Here is a 22,811-nt window from a genome sequence, read left to right on the forward strand (position 1 = left end):
TTACGATCTATGGATGGTTGGTACCCTGATGTATGTTAGTGATCTGTGCGTGCACGATTCCACGGAATGAGTCGCTTTTCTGCCAGGACAACCGCTTCATACAACACAATACCGAGCGCGGCAGCGATGACAATGCAGGACCAGGCCAAGGGCATGTTCGCCAGTCGAATCTGATCCGAGAGCAAGTACCCCAGCCCTTGGGAGGCGATGAAAAATTCACCCACAATGGCCCCGATAATACTGGTCGACATGTTGATCTTCAGACCGGCAAAGAGGGAAGGCAGGGCATGAGGCAGTCTCAGCTTCCAAAAAAACTGCATCCTGCTCGCAGCAAGGCCACTCAGCAGATCACTGTACTGCGGCTGAATGGAAGTCAGCCCTTTGAACAGGCTGACAGCCATCGCTGCCATTGTAATCACCGTGACAACAGCAATACGGGACCAGATCCCATCACCGAACCAATTGTTCATAATCGGGGCAAGGGCCACGATCGGAACTGCGTTCAGTGCCGACAAAACCGTAACTGCCGCCCTGCCGCTTGTTGGAAAGAACGATGCACCTGCCGCTGCCAGAGCACCCAACAATGAACCGAGCAAAAAACCTCCCAGCATTTCGGTTCCGCTGTACATCGCATATCGAAAGAGCATGTTGGCATTTTCCTGAATGGATGCCGCGATCGCGGAAGGTACAGGCAGTTGGTAGCTTTCCAGCGAGAATATCCAATGAAACAACCTGAGTTGCCAGAGGGCGAGAAACACCACACCCGCCCCCCAAGGAAGCATGCTCAGTGCAATCGAGCGCCCGCGAACGCCGGTGTCCGGTATAGCCTTTCCGGCTTGTCCCCGTTGTCCATGAATTTCCGATCCGGGAGCAGCTGCTGTCTGTGAACCATTGAGGGGCGTAGCCGCGCCAGTTACAGCAGCAATCGACACACCTTCATCACTTTTCCGGCTCAACACACTACCTTCACTCATGTGGCCTGACCTCCTTTGGCCCTAAATTCAGGCTGCCAAGGGGTTAGCCAACGTTCAGCCAGACTGATGGCCAGATACGAGATCAGGCCAATGCCAATGCTAAGCATGATGGTGGCCCAGAACATGCCAACTTGGGCATGACCGTAATATAATGAACTGACCATCAGGACGCCGAGTCCATCGGGAGCGCCCATCAATTCCACAACGATGGAGGAAGTCACCGCGAGCGGAGCAGCTATTTTCATACCGGAAAATAGTCCCGGCAGTGCAGAGGGCAGCAGGCATTTGATATATCGTGCAGTCAGTGAAGCTCCACAGGAACGCATCAGTTCCAGGTGCTCTGGTGCTGCACTTTTCAATCCTTTTAACGTATGGATGATGATCGGGAAGAAAGTGACATACGCCGCCATAACAATTCGGGCCCACTCTGCGTTGTGGATAATACCGTACACAATTGGAGCGAGACCAATGACCGGAACCATCTGTGAGGAGACTACATATGGCGATAACGTGCGCTCCAGCCAGACAGCCGCGCTCATGAGCAACGCCAAACCCAGACCCAGCAGCGTTCCCCCTGCAAAACCAATGGCGGCATTGCCAAACGTGACAGCCCCCTGTTCTGCGAGCGTACCCGAGTACCGAAAAAGGGCCGCAAGGACTTCGTGCAGATAAGGAAGGCGAGACGCGGCCTGCTGAGGTGACAGGAACAATTGGAGCATCCAGGCGGCTGCTTCCCACAGTACCAATACCGCTGTAATCCAGATGACAACCCATGAACGATAACCCGGTTTAAAGAATCGCAGGGACATGAGATTCATCACGCTCCTCGTAGAAGCAATTGCGGATGGTTGTAATCATGTGGTAGAAAGCTTCCGTTTCTCTCAGTTCACTATGACGTTCGGAAGGCAGATTGACGGAATGAATGGAATGTACTTGCCCCGGATGTGCCGAGAGCACGATGATCCGGTCGGACAAAAATACGGCTTCGGGGATGCTGTGTGTGACAAAGAGGAAGGTCTTGCCTGTTGAACGCTTGATCTCAAGCAGCTCCAATTGAAGTTTTTCTTTGGTGAATTCGTCCAAGGCGGAAAAGGGTTCATCCATGAGCAGCAATGGCGGATCAAGCGCAAGTGCACGTGCAATGGATACACGTTGCTGCATCCCTCCACTGAGCTGCCATGGATAATGGTCTGCGAAGCGGGTTAACCCCACCATTTCAAGCAGTTCACCGCTAATGCGGCGGCACTCCTTACGGCGGGTACCCAGCAGTTCCAAGGGCAATTCCACATTGTGACGAACGGTGCGCCAATCGAACAAGGCGGGTGTCTGAAAGACAATGCCGAACTGTCGCTGTAGTCGAGCCCGCTCAGGCTCCTGACCTGCAATGCGTACGGTGCCTGAGGTAGGTTGAAGTAGATCACCCACCAGCCGGAGCAAGGTCGACTTGCCACAGCCGGAAGGGCCCAGCAGAGAGACAAACTCATTGGAATGGATCTGGAATGTAACATCCGACAAGGCAGTCACTTGTTGTGTACCTGTACCAAAAACAACGGACACATGATCTACATCAATATGGCAGGCTTCGGGGACTGTGGCTGAGGATATGGAGGACATGGGCATTCTCCTTTGTGGGAAGTTGTTTTCATTGCACACCAAGGCTGAATGGGAGATTTATATACACGAACGTAACAGGTTTTGCTTGTTAGATAATACTATATCGCTTTGGGCGGGGAATACATTATACAGTGTGTTTTGAGTATGGGCCTGTTCATGTTACACAATGTAAAATGAAATGGATTCTCAGATACATATATGTGAGTTTTCTTCATAGATAGCTAACATACATTTCACCTAACAACAAGCGCACGATCATTTGTATTTATTGATTAAATATTCGGAAAATATGACATATCCCCTCGTATTCTTGTTCGTTTTCTTGTATAAAGATTGAATAGACAGGTTGGAATCCTCATTCATGTATCGCTTTGAAAATCACATATATAGGTCTATCCAAAGATCAGTAGAACGAAGCTTTCAAATCCAGAAATCGGGGTGGTCATGATGTTTGATTGGCTGGGATGGAGAAAAGGATTGCCGCTCTGGCGATCGTATTGGTTGAATGAACATATGAAGGAAGATGTGGAACAGATTTTTGAGGGGATTGCCGAAACGAGACGGCAGCTTATGATGGACTGGGCAGATGAACAATGGAATCACCTGGATCGTTTGCTCCAACAGTTACAGTCGGTCCAATTACAGGATGTATTACAAGGTTCACAGCAACTTAGCAAACTAGATGCATGGTTTCAATCCAGTTATAATCGAGCCGTTGACAGTACGGAGCTATTCATGCTGAACGAACAGAATCAGGTGGTATTCTCTACATATAAGAAACATATTGGACAGATCTATGAAGATTACGAAGCTTTAATTGGACCAGGATTGAAATACTCCAGAGCAGATCGTCAGGGCAAAAAATGCTTGTATGGTCCTTATTCTGATCCACTAACGTTGGATATTGGTCCACGCTCGTCCGCTTTTCACGATGATGTCACCTTGCTGTTTATCTCCCCAATCCTGCAGGAAGGTCGATATGTCGGTTCATTATGCAGCCGTGTTCCCGGGGATGTACTCGGTGACCTGATCCAACGAGAATCAGGTCATATCTATCCCGATTCCGGTGACAATTACCTCTTTATGGCTGAGTCGATATTACGGCCCCATCTGCAACCCGGCACCGCCTTATCCCGAAGCCGCTTCGAAGACCGTACCTTTACACATGGGGAAAATCTCAAAGATGGCGTCACCACCGAATGGGGTATCGTTTCCGTCAAGGAGCATACCGAACTGGAACTCATGTTCACTGACCCATCGACCGGAGAACTACACCCTGGAGTAGCAAACACCATTCAGAATGGTTCCAATCTGTCCGTAGCTTTTCCCGGCTACTCGGATTATCGCCATATTTCTGTGATCGGCAAAGGCATCACCTTCCAGCTGCCACACTGTCCTGATCGCTGGGGCATGATGTGTGAAGGGGATCTGGAGGAAGTGTATCGGATACGAAGCATCGGCTGGCGCCAGTTCAAGCAGCACAGTCTCTTCACGCTTTTGTCAGGCGTTGCAGGAGCAGCTCTTGTCTATGCCTTCACTGGTAGTGGTTGGAGCGCGGCAGCAATGGCCGCTTTTAATGTGTTATTCGGATTCTTCACTGCATTACAGCTGCATCGTAGCCAATATCGACGGGTTCATGAAGACTTGCGCCGCATCAGCCGATTTATTCGAATTAACGCCGAAGGCAGGGGGGATCTAACCCAGCGCCTGAACACATCTGCTTTTGCCCAAGACGAATCGGGTGAACTGGCGAAGTGGATCAACAACATGATTGACTCTCTGGAAGGCATTATGCTGAAGGTACAACTTGCCACGGTAGACGTTATGGACAACCAGTATCAGATGCGAACTTCAACAGAGACAACCCAGGGTACGACTGAGCGTGTAAACCACAAGCTTGGTTCGATGATTCAGGCCATTCGCACTCAACTGGAAGATCTCGACCAGGCCAGGGTCGCTGCCGATCACATGCGCATAACGCTGCAACAACTGGAGACCTCTGCAACCGAACAGATCGGCGTGGCCCAGCAGGAAGTGGAACGAATCGGCGACAAAATGACCCAAATCTCAGGAGCGGTATCCGATACCAACCGTACCATCCTGTCCTTTATGGATACGATGAAAGAGATTTACCGTGCACTGGCTATTATTGATGAAATTTCAGCTCAGACGAACCTGCTGGCTCTCAATGCTACCATTGAAGCTGCACGCGTGGGCGAACATGGCCAAGGCTTCTCGGTCGTGGCAGGGGAAATCCGCAAGCTGGCCGAATTATCCCGTTCTTCTACGGAAAATATTCATCAGATTCTGGACCGAATCTCAACGGCAGCAGGAGCTGCATCCCAATTGATCACAGAGGGGGATCAGGTACTTGCTGAGGGAACGACACTGGTTCAGGCCGCTTCGCAACTTCTGAAAAACGCTACCGCTGAAGAACCTGAGCGCACACAAGTCGTGGATCAAGTGGTCATGCTGATGGAGAATATTGCTGCAATCAGCCATCAAAATCGGGCGACTTCTGCCGAGGTAGAAGCCGAGATGATGGAGCTGATCCGTGATATGTTGCAGGTTCAGCATTCTTCGCATAACGTGGAAGCCATTACGGTCTTTCTGCAACAACTCGTGGGACAATTCCATCTAAATCACCCTGCCAAAAATGCTGTCATCTGACGTCATCGTTGACGCGGATTGGAGAAATAGCTAAAATTTGATGCAACTGTTCCTTTTGAAATTGTCGTATCATTTATAATAGAAGATTTCCAATCTGAACCGATGAAAGGGTGGTCTGCATGGAACTGCTTCAGGATTCATTTGGCCGGATACATGACTACATCCGTATTTCTGTTACGGACCGCTGTAATTTACGCTGTGTGTACTGCATGCCTGCAGAGGGCATGGAATTTGCTCCACATGATGAGATTATGAGCTACGAAGAAATAGCACAGGTGCTGAAAGTGCTTGCTCCAATGGGCATGCGCAAAGTCCGACTCACCGGGGGCGAACCGTTGGTACGCAAGGATCTGCATAAGCTCGTCAGCATGATCTCGGCAATTGACGGGATTGACGATATTGCCCTGACTACTAACGCTCTTCTACTGGATAAGCAAGCTCAGGCATTGAAAGACGCTGGATTGAACCGGATTAACATCAGTCTGGATTCCCTGCGAGCTGATCGCTTCTCCATGATTACCCGCGGCGGAGATGTGAACAAGGTACTGAAAGGCATTGAAGCTGCAACAGCCGCTGGCCTTGCTCCGATCAAGCTGAATGTTGTGCTGATGAAGGGTATCAACGATGATGAAATCAAGGATTTTATTGCAATGACGATTGATCAACCTCTTCATGTGCGTTTTATTGAATATATGCCGATTGGACAGGCTTCGGATTCATGGCGCAAATCTTATTTGCCGCTGGAAGCCGTGACAGATGTATGTGCTGAAGCAGGCTGGACGGTAGAAAATACAACAGGCCCTGCGGGCAATGGCCCATCACGCAATATGAAAATTGCGGGCTCCGAAGGCACATTTGGATTGATTCATCCCGTGAGCGATCACTTCTGTGACAATTGCAACCGACTTCGGCTGACCGCTGACGGACATATCAAAGCCTGCCTCTACTGGTCCGATGAGTATAATGTCCGCCGCTTCGTGGATGATCCGAATGCCATGGCGGCGCTTTTCCTCAAAGCGCTGGGTACGAAACCAAAGAATCATGAGATGGCTCTGGCTTTGGAACAAAAAATGCAATCTCATACGCCGACGGTACGGCGCATGTCCCAGATTGGCGGATAGCAACCGTACGTAATATAACTCAACCGCGTATTCCTGCGCACAGATACTATCTGTACCCGTCAGGATGAAATCTGCATACAACGGAGTGAGGTAACGCTGATGGGGTGAACCCTTACGTAAATCAGCATGGATCACGGGACATGGAGCATTGCACAGAATAAGTGGATAGCAAAGCAGACGAGAACTTGATTGTTCTCGCCTGCTTTTTCGTTATGTTTTCATAAATTCCTGAAAATCATCAATTCTCCTGTTTCATTTGTTAAAAATTTAATTAATATACCTTATTGCCCTTGTTGGGTCTTCAAGATTCCGATAATTCTGACGATGTATATACATACATCTAGATGATATGCACACATACACTATAGGAGCTGAACCTTATTGAACATTGTTGAAGCACTCGTTGCAGCGAGTCCGTATTTTAAAATTATGCTCAAAGAACACGATATCATGATTGCAGTAACTGACACGGAGAAGTTCTGGTATTATGTTCCCAGCAACGAGCTTGATCTGGGCATCAAGGCAGGAGACCCCGTTTCTCTCGATGACCCTACACTCCGCCGGGCACTTATACATGGGGAGACTTCAGCGAACCGAATTGATGCAAAATTCTATGGCACATCAATCAACTCGGCGGCCACCCCGCTTCGGGATGAGCAAGGAAATATCGTGGGTACACTTGCCATTGGTTTCTCTCTTCAGAACGAGGAAAAACTGGAGCACTTCACTGAATTGATCGGTGGTATCAGCGGAAAATTAACAGATATGGTGCAGACGGTAGCCGCCCAATCCGAGCAATTGACGGCATCTTCCACGCAGATTTTGGATAATACCCGCATGGCTGTGCAGAACTCAGGCGAAGTGAACAAAGTCGCCGCATTCATCCGTGAAATCTCGGAACAGACCAATCTGCTCGGCCTGAATGCAGCCATCGAAGCGGCCCGAGCAGGTGAAGCAGGCGCCGGATTCAGCGTCGTTGCATCTGAAGTGCGTAAACTTTCTACAGGTACCAAAGAAGCTACGGTGAATATCGAACGTTCCTTGAAAGATGTTCAGCATTCCATTCAGCAGATGGAGCAGGAGATCACATCCATCTCACAGTCTAGCAACCAACAGGCGGTGCTGGTAACCGAGTTCAGCGAGGTCATTGATCAGTTGAACAGTGTAAGCCGTGATCTGAAAGTGTTTATTGAATCCATGTTGCTGAAGGCGGAATAGATCCGATTACGATGAACTTAACTCAAATGACTAACCATATATAAGAGACGCAATACCGATGCATTATCGAGCACTACATATTCCTACTCAATAACTAATTCAACAGGCTATGCTGATTACCAAATTCAGCATCCACATTGAACTCTCCGTGCGATTAACGTCACGGGGAGTTTTTTTATTTTAACAAGTTGTGCCAGCCACATCACGGTCCTTCTATGAATAGATGAGCTTCCACAGCATCATACACACAAGCCCAACCATGACCACAGCGGAGAACCGATTAAACACCAGACTGATGCGTCCAGTTCGATCCGTTCTGCCAATCACCCTGCCTGCGCCTGCAAGTCCCAAGAACCATATCCACGATACAGCCGCGGCTGTTAGGGCAAAATAAATGCGCTCCACCCCTTCATACTGAAGTGAACTGGTGCCAATCACGGCAACCGTGTCCAGCAGAGCATGGGGATTGAGTAAAGATACCGATGCTGCGAACGCAATCTGTCGCCCTGCTGACATTACCGTTTGCGAACCTTCCACAGATTCGGACGACCTCCAAATACTCCATGCCATATATAGCAGAAACAAGCTTCCTACTGCATACATCACATTCGCTAGCAATGGCCATTGCAACAAAATGAGCGACACCCCTCCAACGGCTGCCCCGATCAACAACGTATCACTGACCCCTGCCGTTATTACAGCAGGCAGGGCATGTATATAACGCCTCTGTCTCATGCCTTGGTTAAAAATAAATACATTCTGCACACCCAGTGGCAAGATCAGGCCAAACGCCAGAACCACTGCGTGAATAACAACCTCCATCGCGCTTCCCCCTTATCTCTGTATTCCATAGTAGGGCAGATGATGGCTGACGTAACCAACCACTTGGATGGCATCAGACCCAACCAAATGATATAGTGTTCGTTACAAAGAAAAACGGAGGTGATTCTGCCAGTTATGGAACGTTCTGATTCTCGGCTAAGCATGGGGTGGAAGCCGAACCCTTCTCTCGACTTGCCCTTATATCGCCAGATTGAAGCCTATATCCGGCAGAAAATCACAACGGGCGAATGGTCCGCAGGATATCGTCTCCCCTCACAGCGATTATGGGCTAAGTCCATGGGCGTAAACCGCAGTACATTGGTCACCGCCCTGGATAATCTGGCCGCCGCGGGTCTACTTGAAGGCAGACATGGCGGGGGAACCTATATTTCCGGCTCCGGTTGGCATGGTATGGCTCACGAAGCGATGCCCAACTGGAATGAAGCCATTGAGGAGGGCTGGTATTATCCCAACCTGCCCGAGATCCAGCAGATTAATCAGGCTGAATTCCGACCTGGCATCATACGTCTTGGTACAGGGGAGCTTTCCCCGGAACTGATGCCTCAGGATGCTTTCAACGACATTCTGTACTCCCTGTCCCATCGTTCTCGTACACTCAACTATCTGGAACCTCAAGGAAGCTTGGAGCTTCGTGAGGCTTTATCCGTCCATTTGCAGACTACCGGCATTCAAGCCTCTCCAGATTCCATACTAATCGTATCGGGCTCTCTTCAGGCACTGCATTTGATTTCGGTCGGACTGCTCCCTCGCGGATCAGCGGTTCTGCTGGAAAAACCGTCGTATCTCTATTCGATTCACGCCTTTCAGTCAGCAGGGTTGAAAATGAGTGGTATCCCGATGGATAACGAAGGCGTACACATTGCACGTCTGGAGGACGCGGCGCAGCATGTCAAAGATCAAGACCACATCTCGCTTCTCTATACGATCCCGAGCTTCCATAATCCCACCGGCTCTGTGATGGGTGATCACCGCCGGGAAGAACTGATGACCACCGCTCGAACACTAGGCATCTCCATACTGGAGGATGCCGCCTACAGTGATCTGTGGTTGGATAAACCTCCTCCGTCATCGCTGAAGGCGCGTGACCAGGAAGGACGGGTGCTGCATATGGGCACCCTGTCAAAGGCAGTCAGTCCTGGACTGCGCCTCGGATGGCTGGTTGGGCCAGAGCCGGTCATTCGTCGTCTCGCAGATATCAAGATGCAGACCGATTATGGTACCAGTTCACTCGCCCAAGAAGCTGCTGCCCTGTGGTTCGCAGAAGGACATCACGCTGGACATATGGAACGCCTTCGTCCTGAACTTCGCAAACGCAGAGACTTCATGCTGGATCTGTTGCGACAGTACTTTCATGACATTGCGGAGTGGGAAATACCCGCTGGCGGGTTTTACATCTGGCTGCAATTCACTGTCTCTCCGCTCTCTATCCGTCAATTGTTCCATACCTGTCTGGAGCAGGATATACTTATCCACCCTGGCTATCTGTATGATCGGCTGGATGCGAGTCACATTCGGCTCTCTTACGCCTATGCTTCCCCTGATGAGATGGAGCGTGGACTGCAATGCCTCGCAGAAGCTGTCCACAGGCTTATGGATTCTGGCTCCTGACTACGACCAATGCTGTTTCCTGATTTCACAACCAAAAAACAGCCTTGACCTGGAAGGACCATGTCCTTCAGATCAAGGCTATTTGCGTAAGTTTCGAAAGTTTGGCCGAATAACACAACGGGCAAACACCAGATGCGCTGCGGTATTCCTTTGAACGTTCTATCCTTTGACCGCACCCTCCGCAATACCCTCCATGATGAACTTCTGGAAGAACGCATAGATCAGAATAACCGGAATCGCAGTCAGTACCAGGGAGGACAGAATCAATGGCCATTCCTTGTTATATTCACCAAACAGCATGTTCGTGGACAGTATCAGCGTATAACGATTCACATCGGTCAGCATGAGCAGTGGCAACAAGAAGTCATTCCAGATCCACAGGAAGTCCAGAATCGCGATGGTGACTGTGATCGGCAGCAAGAGTGGGAAGATAATCTGGAAGAATGTCTGGAACTCATTACATCCGTCCATCTGAGCTGATTCTTCCAATTCACGCGGAATGGACTTCACAAACCCTTGATAGAGGAAGATTGCCATGTTCACGCCAAGTCCGATATAGATCAGGGCCAATCCGTACGTGCTTCCCTGTACACCCATGCCTTTGGCTACCCGTGTCAGCGGAATCATGATCGAGTGGAACGGTACCAGCATGGACGCAACAAACAGGAAGAAGATCAGGTTGCTCAAACGGCCTGAGGTACGTGACAGCTTGTATCCCGCAAGTGAGGCACAGAAGACAATTCCCCCGATCCCCAGAAAGGATACAATTGCCGAGTTCATGGAACTGCCCAACAGATTGATTTTGTTAAACGCGTCCGAATAATTCTCCCAGTGCAACGTTGTTGGCAGCGCGAGAAAAGATTGGAACATCTCACCCTGTGTTTTGAAAGAGTTCACCACCGCCATGTAGATCGGCAGCATGGCGACGAGAGAGCCCAGAATCAGCAGCACTCGAATCAGATAACTGTTCAGTCGTTGCATCCTCATGCTTCCACCTCTTTCTTCTTCATGACGGTGATCTGGATGAGTGTAAAGATGAGTACGATGATGAACAGCACAACCGATTTGGCACTCGCATAGCCATATCTGAAGTTGTTGGAGAATGCTTCTTCATAGATGTTCATCGTGATCACCTGCGTGGCCCGGCCCGGTCCACCACCAGTCAGTCCATACACCACTTCGAACACTTTGAATGCTCCGTTCAGCGTCAGGAAGAAACAGATGGTCACGGCATGAGTAATCATTGGCAACACCACATTGCGCAGTACCTGGAATGCGTTGGCCCCATCAATAACAGCCGCTTCTTTGAGACTTTTCGGCACACCCTGGAGAGCAGCCAGATAGATGATCATCATATACCCTACACCGTTCCAGAGCGATACGATCAGAATGGAGTAAAATGAAAACTTCGGATCACCCAACCATTGCTGGTCGAGGAACGAAAAAGCCAGTTTCTCTGCGAGCTGTGGCAGCACCTGAGAGAAGATGAAGGTCCACATGAAAGCACTGATGATTGTACTGATCATGTTAGGCATGAAGAACAACGTCCGGAAAAGCCCTTTGCTGCGCGTTCGTGACTCAATCAACACAGCGAGCAGCAAGGCAATTCCATTTTGCAGAATCAGCATAAATATTACATATTTCATCGTGAACCACAGAGAGTTCAGAAAGTCAGGATCTTCTTTGAACAATTCCACAAAATTGCCCAGACCGATAAAGCTGTAATCCTGATTGAGTCCGTTCCAATCCGTCAGACTATAGAACATACCACTAAACGTGGGATACAGCAGGAAAATCGCATAGATGACAAAGGCAGGCGCAGTGAACGCGAGCAGTGACAGATACTTCTTGAACACATTCGTAGCCATTGGTTCTCCCCCTTTTCACTCAAAGCGGATGATTGTAAACGAGGGAACAAAGAACGTTCTGCCTGCCGTATCATCTGCTTGAAGACTCTGACGAAACAAAGTACCGCTCATTTGTTGACAAAACTCTCAGACCGTTGAGATTTGCCAACAAAAGCGGATACTCCATTCCTCACAGCTCCTTACTTGTTGACTTTGTTGTAGGATTTCCACGCCTTGTCGAGCGCATCGATAACCTGCTGTTGATTTAATTGCCCAGAGTAGTAGCCTTGCAACGCTTTGCCTGACTCGTCTTTCACCGCTTGAGGGAGGGATGGGTCCTCATAAGCTTTACCTTCACTCACATATTTCTGTGCATCGTCTACCCACGGGAAGCTCTTGAAGTCATGGATCTTGGCAATCGGATTGAATTTGAGCGCTTCGAAGAATGCACTTGAATCCTTGTCATCGAGAATGTAGTTCACGAAATCGAGTGCCACTTCTTTGTTTTTGCTAGATGACGATACTGCCAGTGAAGTGGAGGTGCTCAGATTGATTTTGGTATCATCCGGATTATCATTGATCGGCATTGGTGCTACACCAAAGTTCAAGTCCGGGTTGGACTTCAGAATGGTTTCGGCAAACCATGGTCCCTGAATCCACATCGCGGCGCTTCCTGATGCGAAGGCTGCTGAACCATCATCTCCGCCCACTTCCAGCGCTTTGTCCGTTCCATTGGCATTGACGAGATCAAAGATATCAAACAATGCTTTCATATCGGAGAAGGAGCCCTGATCCTGATTCATCTTCTCCACGAAATCTTTGTGCTCAGATTGAGTTAATGCACCCACAGTAAGTGGCAGGAATAATTGCGGAATCCAGGCTTCTTTGTAAGACAGTTCAAACGGTGTAATGTTGGCTGCTTTGAGTTTCTCCACGACCGCTTTCATTTCTGTTAACGTCGTTGGCACTTCCAGCCCTTGCTCTTCAAAAATATCTTTATTGTACAGATAGCCCCATGATACTGTTTCCAATGGAATAGCTACGATTTTACCCTCCGCATCCGTTATGGAGGGTTTAACCGAATCCAGCAGCTTATCGACAAAAGGTTGGCCCGACAGGTCTTCCAGATATCCAGCTTTGCTGAACGGTGGAATCTCATTGACCGCATGCAAGGCGAACACATCCGGTGCATCATTGGAGGCGAGTCGTGTCTTCAGAATCTGAGGTGCATTATCCGCAGGCGGCATCTCCAGTTGCACGTTCACTTCAATGTTTTTCTCTGCTTTCTCCTTAGCTTTGAACTGTTCTATATATTTGTCGTAGTGTTCTTTCAGCCGAGGTTGTGCAACGAATACTTTGAGTGATACCGTGCTGCCTGATGCCGATTCCTCCTGCCCATTGTCCGTTCCTGCATTGGAACCGCAACCTGCGAGCAGAACACTGACCAGTAACGCACTTGCTACGCTTTTCCATACTTTCATCTCTTATGACCTCCCGGTGTGTAACTGGTTTGTCTTTCATAGGCTCATTATATATCAGAAAATGAAAGCGCTTCATTGGACAAAATTAGACTTGTGTATTGGATTATTTTAAACCTTAATCCTGCCGCAAATGCTCTCTCGAACGACTCATTCCGTACTACTGCTTGAATTGCCTGACATACGAGGTTGTCCCTTCCGCATCTCTCCCGGTGAAACTCCAAAATGCTTCTTAAACACTCGATAGAAGTAAGACACATCCTCATAACCCGCCATCTCGGCAATATGCTTGAACGGAATCTGTTCATCCATCACCCATTCTTTCGCTCTCGTCATACGTAACTGGACAACATAATCGGTCACATTCACCTCATACTCTTTCTTGAATACCTTACTGAGATATTCCTTGCTGACAAAAAAGATCTGGGCGAGCTGCTCCAGCGTAATCATCTCCATACAGTGTTGCTCAATGTATTGCTTCACCTCGTCCAGGTTCAGCTTATTCTTGAACTTACGCTGCGCAATCAGCTGCTCCAAAGCCTGATAGTACGGAGTCGAAATCCATGTGATCGTGGATTCGATGGAAGCCAGCGCAGACGCAGGAGGTAGCGCCGTTGCTTCGGGCCGCTCGTACAAGCCATTGGAGACGCACAGTTCGTCCAGCAAAGCCTGTAATTCATGAGCCACCCTTCCAAGCTGCCGAGGTCTGTTAATCTCGCATCGTTCCAGCTTCTGCTGTAATTGCTGGAACCACTCACGCAGACTCTGACCGTTTAGGTCATTAAACCGCAAGCGAGCCTGCTGCTGAAACAGGGAGAACTCACCTGCGAACGAAGATGGGTACGATTCCCATGATTCAGGTGCTGATTTAACCTTTTCCAATTCCTTTGCACATTTAGCAAGTACACCATTCAGTTCATCCGGATTCACCGGTTTGAGCAGATAATCTGCAGCCCGATGCCGGATCGCATGTTTTGCATAATTGAAGTCATCATATCCGCTCACCACGATCACCTTGATCTGTGGGTATTGTCCGCTAAGCGTCTGCAACAGCTCCACACCGTCTGTGCCGGGCATGCGCATGTCCGTAATGATAATGTGAGGCTGATGCTGCTTGACCAGTTGAATGGCCTGCTCGCCATCCTCTGCCTCACCTGCAACGGTCATGCCAAGTTCATTCCAATCTCCTAGGTTACGCAAAATATCCCGGTTCCACGGTTCATCATCCACCAACAGCACTCTGTACAGTTCCTTGTTCACAAGGCTTCGCCTCCTGTATTGCAGGGGATTCGTACCGTAACGCTTGTCCCCTGTCCGTATTCACTTTCTATGCTCATCCCATATTCAGGTCCAAAATGCATTACCATTCGTGAGGCCGCATTGACCAGTCCAATACTTGTACCTGAACTCCACACCCGATCAGCCTGCCGGGTAATCCGCTCCAGTCTGGACTGCATCTCCGTTAGTTTCTCAGCATCCATACCCACGCCGTTATCACAAATTCGAATGGTTACATCTGAAGGTTCACAGACGACCTCAATGCCCAGCTTCCATTCGCCCTGTTTCTTCTCCAGACCATGCAAAAATGCATTCTCCACAATGGGTTGCAAAGACAACTTGGGGATATAACACGCCCGAAGTTCTCCGGTAATCTCCAGTGTATATTCAAGCCTGCCGGCAAAACGTTGCTTCTGAATCAGCATATAATGCTCCAACTGATCGAGTTCAGACTGCAGGGGCACCAGTCCATCCGGCGCTCGCACAATATAACGAAACATCTCGCTTAAGGCTCGAATGACTTTGTAACTGTCTGCCGGTTTTTGCGAGTAGACCATGCCGCCAATCATCTGCAGTGTATTTTGTAGGAAATGCGGATGGATCTGTGATTGCAGTGCTTTGAGCTCGGCCGTCTGCTTCTCCAGATTCATTAGATAGTTGTCGCGAATATGTTCCCGGATACGACTAGCCATGCCGTGCAGATTTTTCTCCAGCAGACCAATCTCATCTACCCGGCCACTTCGCACCACTTCCCTGTCCTTGATCAGTTGAATACCCTTCATGGAATTCGCCAGTCTGACAATGGGTTTCGATGTACGCCAGGCTACGAGCGCAGCTAGTCCCACAGATATGACAGTGGCCAGGCCACCCACAACCAGTCCGTATTTCATCGTGTCCAAAGCACTTTCGTTAACGACATGGGCAGGTACAATCTTGACCACACGCAGTCCTGACGGCTCGATGGAGTGAAAGAATACGTATTCCTTGGCTGTCCGGATGAAGCCCGAACTTTCTTTTGTGCCTGCCAATTTCTCCAGTGCTTCCGCAGACGGCTGAATCTCTTGGTTTGGCTGATAGACCGGACTGCCCGTGCTGTCAGCAATGTATACCCCATAGTCACCCCGGCTATCCAGCAGCTCCAGCGTCTGATTGAACTCAGCCCACTTGACCTCCAGACTGATGGCACCGATCTGTGCCTGATCCTCGAAGCGGTTCATGCTGCGGGTCATGTGAAACTTTTGCGGATCGTCCGGATCATTGATAATCGTAAAATCTTTATGTTGTGCAAAAAGCTCATGATACCCTTCCGGTATTTCCGATACCGCTTTGATGCGAGAATCCATGGAGTTGAAGGTGAACAGGGTGTCCAATTCCTTCAGATAGAGTTCAACACCAAATACATAATTGCCAGCAGAATAGTATACACTGTTCAGCATATTGAACATGGCCTTCTGTTCATCGAACCGACTGGCTGCAGGCGCTTCTTCGTTCAACGCCAGATATTGATGCAATTCGTCACTGATCTGAATCGAATAGATAATATTGTTCATGCGGGCGAACTGTTCACCCAGATAGATGGAGGCCCAGTTCATATTGGCTCGGTTGGTCTCCATAATCTCCTCTTCCATGGAAGAGCGGGTATTCTCAGCTGCCATAGCGGTCATGGCAATGACGGGCACAACGGCCAGCAGCGTCATGGTAAGAATCAACTTATTGCGAATGCTGCGTTTGAAAGGATCTATCAGCTTCCGATAACATTCGGTAAACACAGCGCATCCACTCCTGAGCTAAAATAGACAAACGCCCCAGCATGGAAGCTGAGGGCGCTTTGGTCTTTATATTCGTTTGGAAATGTTAAAATATCACGTTATACAATAGAATGAATGGTTACACGAGATCACTACGTGGTCAGAACAACCCTCTGATCGCTGTTATCACCGGATTTTTTTGATTCCCTTTTCTAAGGGGAAAATCCGTTGATAAAGGCGAGGTATATGCTTCCGATGCAGCTTTCTTTCAGAAAGCTTTTAGCTCCGCTTCGTTATGTTATTTCTGTCATCTCCGTTTTTGTGTAAATTTATAGTTCAACATCCATTGCCTACTCTATTATTTCCTATTATTGTTCGATAATCCGTATGCCCCATGGCTCCAGTTCGATCTTCTCTCCTGCAGCAATCGGGATTCCTGCCAGAAGTTCAGTCCCTTCTCCATAAGCATTCACGAAAGATGTTGCCTCATCCGCATAATTGAAATAGTAGCGAATCGTGTTCCCCTCATCGTTCACACCTGTCTTCACAATGATAGGAAAAGCCAGCTCCTGATCCGCTCCCCAGACGCCCGCTTCCTTCATGACACGTTCCAACACCTTACGGATCACCGCAGAACTGGTGTAACAGCCGACATAGGTGGCTTTGCCTTTTCCATAGGCATTCTGGGTAATTGCCGCATATTCACCCCAATGTGGATGATCATACCAAGCGAGTACTTCAGCCGTTGTCGGCGTAATCAGTTCCATCCAGGTGAGAACCTGGTTCTGCTCCTCACCAACCTTGAATGGATCATCGCGCAGCGAAACATGTTTTGGCTCTACAAAAAGGTTATAGCTGATCCCGCATGCCTCACTAATCAGGCCGGGCTGGCGGGTAGAGCGTACCTTGATATGGTCATTTGCAAATCCACTTTTGAACGAGTAGACGATATGTCCGCCATGCTCTACGAATTGATTCAATTTTTCCAGCAATGCATCCGAAGCAGCATACAGAGCAGGTACAACGAGCACATCATATTCCGCATAACTCTCAACCGATGGATCGATCAGGTCACAGCCAATGTTCATCTTGTACAATTCATCGTACATCCAGCGCACCACGTCATTGTAGTTCTTGTCACTGGTGAAGTTAAACCCAAACCACTTGATGGAAGTCAGGGCCTCATTGCTGAACAGCACGGCCACCCGATTCTTTTTCTTCAGATTCACAAGCTTAGGACTGAGTCGGGCAAAATCCCTACCAATGGTCTTCGCTTCGTTGTACACCGGATTCGGTTCGAAATCATGACTGAGCAATCCTTTCCAATACGTCTCAAAGGAATTGTGCAACGAATGCCAGTGCCAGTAAGCGACCATGTTCGCCCCTGATGCCAGATGACTGAATGCCTGCAAACGCAGCTGTCCCGGATAGGGAACCCAATGCCAGAACGCCTGCGCTTCGGTCTCCAGTACCAGATAATTCGATTGTTTGGTGGAACGCGCCACATCGCCGCCGAATGAAATCTCAATGCCCGTCAGATCATCCTGGGAAGGATGGTAGATGTCCACACTGGTGATGTCAAAAGGTTTCGATGCGGCAAAATGATCCACATCCCCTTGAATGCCGTACGAATACCCACGCCAATCAAAGTCAAAATTCTGGGTAACAAACTGTCCTTCCTGTTTGTATTCATTCACGATCCCCACTTGCCAAGCCAAAAAGTTGGTTACCAGCTGCCGCTGGAACTTGGCAAATTCAGCGCCAAGACTACCGTTGATCGTTCCTACAACAGACGGGAAGTCTTCCCAGCTATTGATTCGATTGCTCCAGTAGTCGAGGCCAAATTCCTTGTTGAGTTCATCCAGAGAACTGAACTTGTTCCGCATGTATTTGACGAATTGCAGTTGTACATTATCTCCGGCCGTATTGTAATGCTTCGTCTCGTTATCTGTCTGATAACCGATGACCGCTGGATGTGTGCTTACCCGAGAGATCAGCTTGCGGATGATCCGTTCAGCATAGAATAGATAGGTTGGGTGTGTAATATCCATGATCTGTCTTGCGCCGTATTTGCCAGGTCCCTGTGAGGTGGTAGCCAGCACGTCCGGATGTTCCTTGACCATCCATGTAGGAACAGCATACGTTGGTGTGCCAACGATAACCTGAATCCCTGCCTCATTCATGGCATTGAGCACACGGTCTACGGAAGAGAAGTCAAATACGCCATTCTGTGGTTCATGGGTACTCCAGGTTGATTCTGCAATACGGACCACGTTGATCCCTGCATCCTTCATCATCTGAATGTCTTTGTCCAATCTTTCGTAAGGCATATATTCATCATAGTAAGCTACGCCATATAATAATTTGTCCATGATTTAATCTCCTTTTTGGGTGGAAAATATAATGATCTTGACGTGTGCAAGAGTTGACATATTCCAATCCATAATGGTAGCGTTTACATTAATGTCGGTTGAAGAACTTGGATTGTTCAGCAACCACTTGAAAAGCTGATGTATTCCATGGATTATCCCTGCTTGCGTTAAACTGATTATAATGAAGTATACTACGGGTGCCGATTGTATAAGGCAAGTTGTTTTTACCCTTTTCCGAGGTGAATATGATGGATATCCGATCACAGCTCCGAGAAATGCCACATCATACGCTGGCCCACTGGCTGCCTATTATCGACTGTAACATCAAATTCTATGGTGCTCACAGCCAACAAGTACCCTATGGATGGGCGATGCCCGAGGAATCACATCCGGGCTTTGAGATTATGTTGATCATCGAAGGTACGCAGGAGAGTGTGATTCATGGTTATACCTATACCGTGGAGGAAGGTTCCATTCTTCTCATTCCTCCCGGGTTCAAACATACAAATCAATGTGTATCCACGGAAGGCATGACTTATTTTAGCGCTCACTTTAATGTGGATGATCCGGTCTTCACCCTGAAGCTGATGTCACAGCACAGCCGAATCTACGCAGCAGGTACGGCTGATAATAGGAAAATGCGCGTTGTGCTGGAGGGTTGGATGGGGATGATTAACATATCTGAGGCCTACACATCCACTGACAAAATGATCATGCAGGCACGCATGTTTGAACTGTTCGCCCTGTTGTCCCAAGCCGCTGACAATGAACCGGAGGCCACCACTTCCGTTGCTGTTTCAGATGCACCAGCTCCAACAGCCATGCATTATGCGGGAGCTATAGCGGAGGCAATCAAGCAGGCATTCCATGCCCAGCTTCGAACCAAGGAAAGCAGTGTATCCACCGTCAAAGTAGAGCAGATTATATCCTCGTTTGGCATCAGCCCGGGATATGGTCTACAGGTCTTTCGCAAGGTGTACGGGCGATCGCCCAGGGCTTACCTGTCCAGCTTGAAGTTGCAGGAGGCCAAAGTGCTGATCGAACAGCCAGAGCTGTCGCTCGGGGAAATTGCGTGGAAGCTCGGTTACACCCATCTGTCCCATTTCAGCAGACAATTCAAACGTTGGACAGGCCAAAGCCCGCTTCAATATCGCAATCATCATGCAGATGCATCAGGTGATCCTGTATCCTACAGATCGGAATCGAGTCCAGAATCTTGATTACGGATACGTTTGTACTCTTCCGGCGTGTTCATATTACTCAATTGTATCGCTACTTGATGAACGCCCGTTCTCTCAAGCTCTTCCGCTTCGACATAACAGCAACCGATCTCTTCAAGCCATCGCATGACTCGAAGATGATCCTGTATCAGACGTTGCTCCAGATCAGGGAGCACTCGTATGTGGTAAGCCCCTGCAAGAGGGTGGACATGTCCACCCACGCGTGGAACGATAGCAGAATAAGAGTCATGCGACTCGGCCAGCTTTTTTATCCCATCAAAAAAGGACGTTTGCAGGAGCGGCATATCGCAGGCGCAGACTAGATTCCATTCCGTACCGGAATCCTCCAGTGCCGCGTGAAGACCGGCGAGTGGCCCCTTCCCCGGATAGTGATCCTGAACGCAGTCGTAGCCCATTGTACTGTAGGTTGTCACATTGGGTCCGGCAGCCACGATGATACGGGATACAGCGGGTCTCATGGCATTTGTGACATGTTGCAGTACAACGGAACCATTCAGTTCCAGCATGGCCTTGTTGGTCCCCATGCGACTGGATAATCCTCCTGCCAATATGATGCCTGTCCATTCACGCGTGTTCATGTTGTTATCCTCCCTCCTGGTAACGATATGTGTTTGACTGCATCAATTTCAAAACGTTCGCTATGCATTGAATCCCCTTTCAACAAATGATACATTGAACAATATGCATTTGAAAGGAATGGCTTAATTGGACAGACCTGCACCTTCAAGAGGCAATCCCTCATTGGTTTCTCTGAAACTATATAACTTTTTCATATATGGAGCCATCTCGATCTTTGCCGGATTCCTGCAGCTTTACCTGCAAGAGATTGGTATGACCAAACTGGAGATTGGCAGTCTGATGGCGATTGGACCCTTTGTATCCTTGTTTGCCAACCCGTTCTGGGGTTTCTGGAGCGATAAATCTCGCAACATTCGCATCATTCTGATGATTATGATGGGAGGCACATTTGTGCTCGCCCAGGGTGTATTCTATGCGCCCACTTATACATGGATCTATGTAGCCATGATTTTCTTTTATTTTTTTCAAAGTCCATTATTTGCTCAAACCAATAGCCTGATTCTCGGATATATCGATGGTACAAACCAGAAATTTGGATCATTCCGGCTCTGGGGTTCACTCGGTTGGGCGCTGACTGCCGTCGCAGCCGGACCGCTCATTGACCGTTTTGGCATCGGCAGTGTATCCATTATATTTGCGTGCATGATTGCCACCGCCTTTGTATTATCCGTATTTCTACCCAGACAGCCGATCGCTTCGGATACACCGGTGGTTACTTTTCGGCGGTTTGGCAAAGTCATGTTCAATCCGTATTTTATGGCATTTATCGGCCTGGGTGTACTCGTATCGGTGCCTAATGCGATGAACAGTACGTTTATGTCACTATATATTGTAGAAATGGGTGGCGACAAACAGATGGTCGGCTGGGCCATCTTCACCTCATCCATTCTCGAAGTCGGCGTATTCCTGCTGCTAGATCGCTTGCTCAAACGCAAAATGAGCATGCTCCTGGCATCCCTTATCCTGATCAGTGTGCTGTTTGCACTTCGCTGGCAGCTCATGGCACTGGCTAACAACCCGCTGGAGATTGTATTCATTCAGTTGATGCACTCCATTACGTTTGGTGGGTACTTCTATGTGGGTACGCAGCTGACTATGCTGTTCATTCCAAGACCTTATCGTTCCTCCGGTCAAGCGGTGTATACGATGGCCTGGGGCGGTCTCTCGGGCGTTATTGCCGGTCTGTTCGGCGGCTGGTTGTTCCAGAGCTTCGGTGCGGAAATCATGTATAGTATCGGCGTATTCTTCTCGCTCATCGGCGCTGTTGGATTCAGCATCATGTGGTTATCGAATCGACGTAACGGCTATCAGCCGGTTGTATTGACGGAGATGGGTAATATGGATGAGGACAGATAATCTTTTGTTTGAAAAAGTTGAAAGATTTCCACTGGAGCACTACGAGGACAGAACAATCTTTCGATCGCTGTTATCCCCTGATTTTCTTGATTCCCTTTCTTCAAGGGTAAAATCCGGGGATAAAGCGGAGCTGTAGTTCGTTCTATCATAATATGAATATGATGCTAGTTTCTCTATAGATTTTAACTAATCATTAAACTGAACAAACACATGCATATACTTATCTAATCCTGGAAAACCGGTTGTACCTTTGATATCCAAGAAATTCAGTTTCTCTTTCCAGTCTACTCTTTCTTGATCGGAGTCATCAGTCGAGAGTTCAAAAATATATGCTAAGACAAATGCATCCATACTCGAGATCCCGTTTTTCAATTGTACCCACTCTTGAGGGAGCACAACTTGATTGTTACCCGCTGTGATTTCTTTGCCAGAGAAATTAAGAATCAGTTCTTGTCCTTCATTTTTAATCGTGGTGATTTTTTTCTTTCCATCCCATTTAAACGTTGCTCCAGATCGTTTAAAAACATCTTTCACTGGGATATAAATGGATTTATAAGTTGTTTTTGTTGCCTTTCCATCCTTTATGACACTTAGTTCAACTTTTTTTAGTGATGAATTGTACACATTCGCCGCACGTTCCTTAAAAGGTAGATCCATTAGGGATTGGTCCAAAGCAGCAGAGGCAACAGAGCCTACACAGACAGCTAAAGTTAACATCAACAATAAAGAAACAAATCGCTTCATCTTGATTCCTCCTTGAAATTATTGTTCACATTAACTTAAACGTCGAAAGTTGGAAAAATGTTCATTTAAGTATCCCGTTGTATTAATAATTATTTTTTGTGTATCCACGCATAACCAGGA

Annotated in this window: 18 protein-coding genes; 6 read left to right on the plus strand and 12 right to left on the minus strand. The window is 48.3% G+C overall.

The window, feature by feature from the left end; translation table 11 throughout:
* Positions 1-35: 35 nt before the first annotated feature.
* Genes MHH25_RS28230 through MHH25_RS28240 form a run of 3 tightly spaced genes read right to left on the minus strand, consistent with a single transcriptional unit; the run spans position 36 to position 2,588 of the window.
* Positions 36-974 carry an ABC transporter permease gene (locus MHH25_RS28230; RefSeq protein ID WP_244988424.1) on the minus strand — a complete coding sequence of 313 codons (939 nt, stop codon included), beginning with the start codon at positions 972-974 and terminating at the stop codon, positions 36-38.
* Entirely contained in the window at positions 971-1,783 is an 813-nt protein-coding gene (locus MHH25_RS28235; protein ID WP_340018655.1) for an ABC transporter permease subunit, read from the minus strand. Before MHH25_RS28235 ends, MHH25_RS28230 begins: the two co-directional genes overlap by 4 nt.
* Positions 1,764-2,588 (minus strand): ABC transporter ATP-binding protein, encoded by an 825-nt coding sequence (locus MHH25_RS28240; RefSeq protein WP_340018656.1) that lies wholly within the window; start codon positions 2,586-2,588, stop codon positions 1,764-1,766. Before MHH25_RS28240 ends, MHH25_RS28235 begins: the two co-directional genes overlap by 20 nt.
* 444 nt (positions 2,589-3,032) lie before the next feature.
* On the opposite strand from MHH25_RS28240, the gene MHH25_RS28245 reads away from it, so the two are divergent.
* From MHH25_RS28245 to MHH25_RS28255, 3 genes are all read left to right on the plus strand, one after another.
* A complete protein-coding gene (locus MHH25_RS28245) occupies positions 3,033-5,258 on the plus strand; it encodes a methyl-accepting chemotaxis protein (RefSeq protein WP_340018657.1) in 2,226 nt (741 codons plus the stop codon).
* Between the two features lie 119 nt (positions 5,259-5,377).
* Complete coding sequence (moaA, locus tag MHH25_RS28250) at positions 5,378-6,379, plus strand: GTP 3',8-cyclase MoaA (protein WP_100528370.1); 1,002 nt, start codon at positions 5,378-5,380, stop codon at positions 6,377-6,379.
* A gap of 381 nt (positions 6,380-6,760) precedes the next feature.
* On the plus strand, positions 6,761-7,597 hold the full coding sequence (locus tag MHH25_RS28255; RefSeq protein ID WP_076319250.1) for a methyl-accepting chemotaxis protein: 837 nt from the start codon (positions 6,761-6,763) through the stop codon (positions 7,595-7,597).
* Between the two features lie 213 nt (positions 7,598-7,810).
* Here the strand turns inward: MHH25_RS28255 and MHH25_RS28260 are convergent, their stop codons facing one another.
* Entirely contained in the window at positions 7,811-8,419 is a 609-nt protein-coding gene (locus tag MHH25_RS28260; protein WP_076319251.1) for a LysE/ArgO family amino acid transporter, read from the minus strand.
* Between the two features lie 135 nt (positions 8,420-8,554).
* Between MHH25_RS28260 and MHH25_RS28265 the strand changes: the two genes are divergently transcribed.
* Positions 8,555-10,048, plus strand: coding sequence for a PLP-dependent aminotransferase family protein (locus MHH25_RS28265; protein WP_076319252.1), 1,494 nt, complete (start codon positions 8,555-8,557; stop codon positions 10,046-10,048).
* A gap of 159 nt (positions 10,049-10,207) precedes the next feature.
* Here the strand turns inward: MHH25_RS28265 and MHH25_RS28270 are convergent, their stop codons facing one another.
* From MHH25_RS28270 to MHH25_RS28295, 6 genes are all read right to left on the minus strand, one after another.
* The gene (locus MHH25_RS28270; RefSeq protein WP_076319253.1) at positions 10,208-11,035 is read right to left on the minus strand and encodes a carbohydrate ABC transporter permease; all 828 of its coding nucleotides are present in this window, start codon (positions 11,033-11,035) and stop codon (positions 10,208-10,210) included.
* Complete coding sequence (locus MHH25_RS28275; protein WP_047840741.1) at positions 11,032-11,916, minus strand: sugar ABC transporter permease; 885 nt, start codon at positions 11,914-11,916, stop codon at positions 11,032-11,034. Before MHH25_RS28275 ends, MHH25_RS28270 begins: the two co-directional genes overlap by 4 nt.
* A 179-nt stretch (positions 11,917-12,095) precedes the next feature.
* On the minus strand, positions 12,096-13,376 hold the full coding sequence (locus MHH25_RS28280) for an extracellular solute-binding protein (RefSeq protein ID WP_076319255.1): 1,281 nt from the start codon (positions 13,374-13,376) through the stop codon (positions 12,096-12,098).
* Positions 13,377-13,523: 147 nt separating this feature from the next.
* Entirely contained in the window at positions 13,524-14,633 is a 1,110-nt protein-coding gene (locus MHH25_RS28285; RefSeq protein WP_245838288.1) for a response regulator, read from the minus strand.
* Complete coding sequence (locus MHH25_RS28290; RefSeq protein WP_076319256.1) at positions 14,630-16,420, minus strand: sensor histidine kinase; 1,791 nt, start codon at positions 16,418-16,420, stop codon at positions 14,630-14,632. The genes MHH25_RS28285 and MHH25_RS28290 overlap by 4 nt, the downstream gene beginning before the upstream one ends.
* A 347-nt stretch (positions 16,421-16,767) precedes the next feature.
* Positions 16,768-18,771, minus strand: coding sequence for a beta-galactosidase (locus MHH25_RS28295; RefSeq protein ID WP_340018658.1), 2,004 nt, complete (start codon positions 18,769-18,771; stop codon positions 16,768-16,770).
* Between the two features lie 245 nt (positions 18,772-19,016).
* On the opposite strand from MHH25_RS28295, the gene MHH25_RS28300 reads away from it, so the two are divergent.
* On the plus strand, positions 19,017-19,991 hold the full coding sequence (locus tag MHH25_RS28300) for an AraC family transcriptional regulator (protein WP_305955687.1): 975 nt from the start codon (positions 19,017-19,019) through the stop codon (positions 19,989-19,991).
* On the opposite strand, the gene MHH25_RS28305 is transcribed toward MHH25_RS28300, so the two are convergent.
* Positions 19,961-20,590 carry a molybdenum cofactor guanylyltransferase gene (locus tag MHH25_RS28305; RefSeq protein ID WP_076319259.1) on the minus strand — a complete coding sequence of 210 codons (630 nt, stop codon included), beginning with the start codon at positions 20,588-20,590 and terminating at the stop codon, positions 19,961-19,963. The two genes, MHH25_RS28300 and MHH25_RS28305, sit on opposite strands and share 31 nt — an antisense overlap.
* Positions 20,591-20,753: 163 nt before the next feature.
* Between MHH25_RS28305 and MHH25_RS28310 the strand changes: the two genes are divergently transcribed.
* Complete coding sequence (locus tag MHH25_RS28310; protein ID WP_047840746.1) at positions 20,754-21,947, plus strand: MFS transporter; 1,194 nt, start codon at positions 20,754-20,756, stop codon at positions 21,945-21,947.
* A gap of 186 nt (positions 21,948-22,133) precedes the next feature.
* Here MHH25_RS28310 and MHH25_RS28315 read toward each other — a convergent pair whose 3' ends face one another.
* On the minus strand, positions 22,134-22,691 hold the full coding sequence (locus MHH25_RS28315; protein WP_076319260.1) for a stalk domain-containing protein: 558 nt from the start codon (positions 22,689-22,691) through the stop codon (positions 22,134-22,136).
* Positions 22,692-22,811: the final 120 nt, after the last annotated feature.

The sequence above is a fragment of the Paenibacillus sp. FSL H3-0457 genome, from assembly GCF_037981725.1.
In the GTDB taxonomy this organism is placed as follows: Bacteria; Bacillota; Bacilli; order Paenibacillales; family Paenibacillaceae; genus Paenibacillus; species Paenibacillus amylolyticus.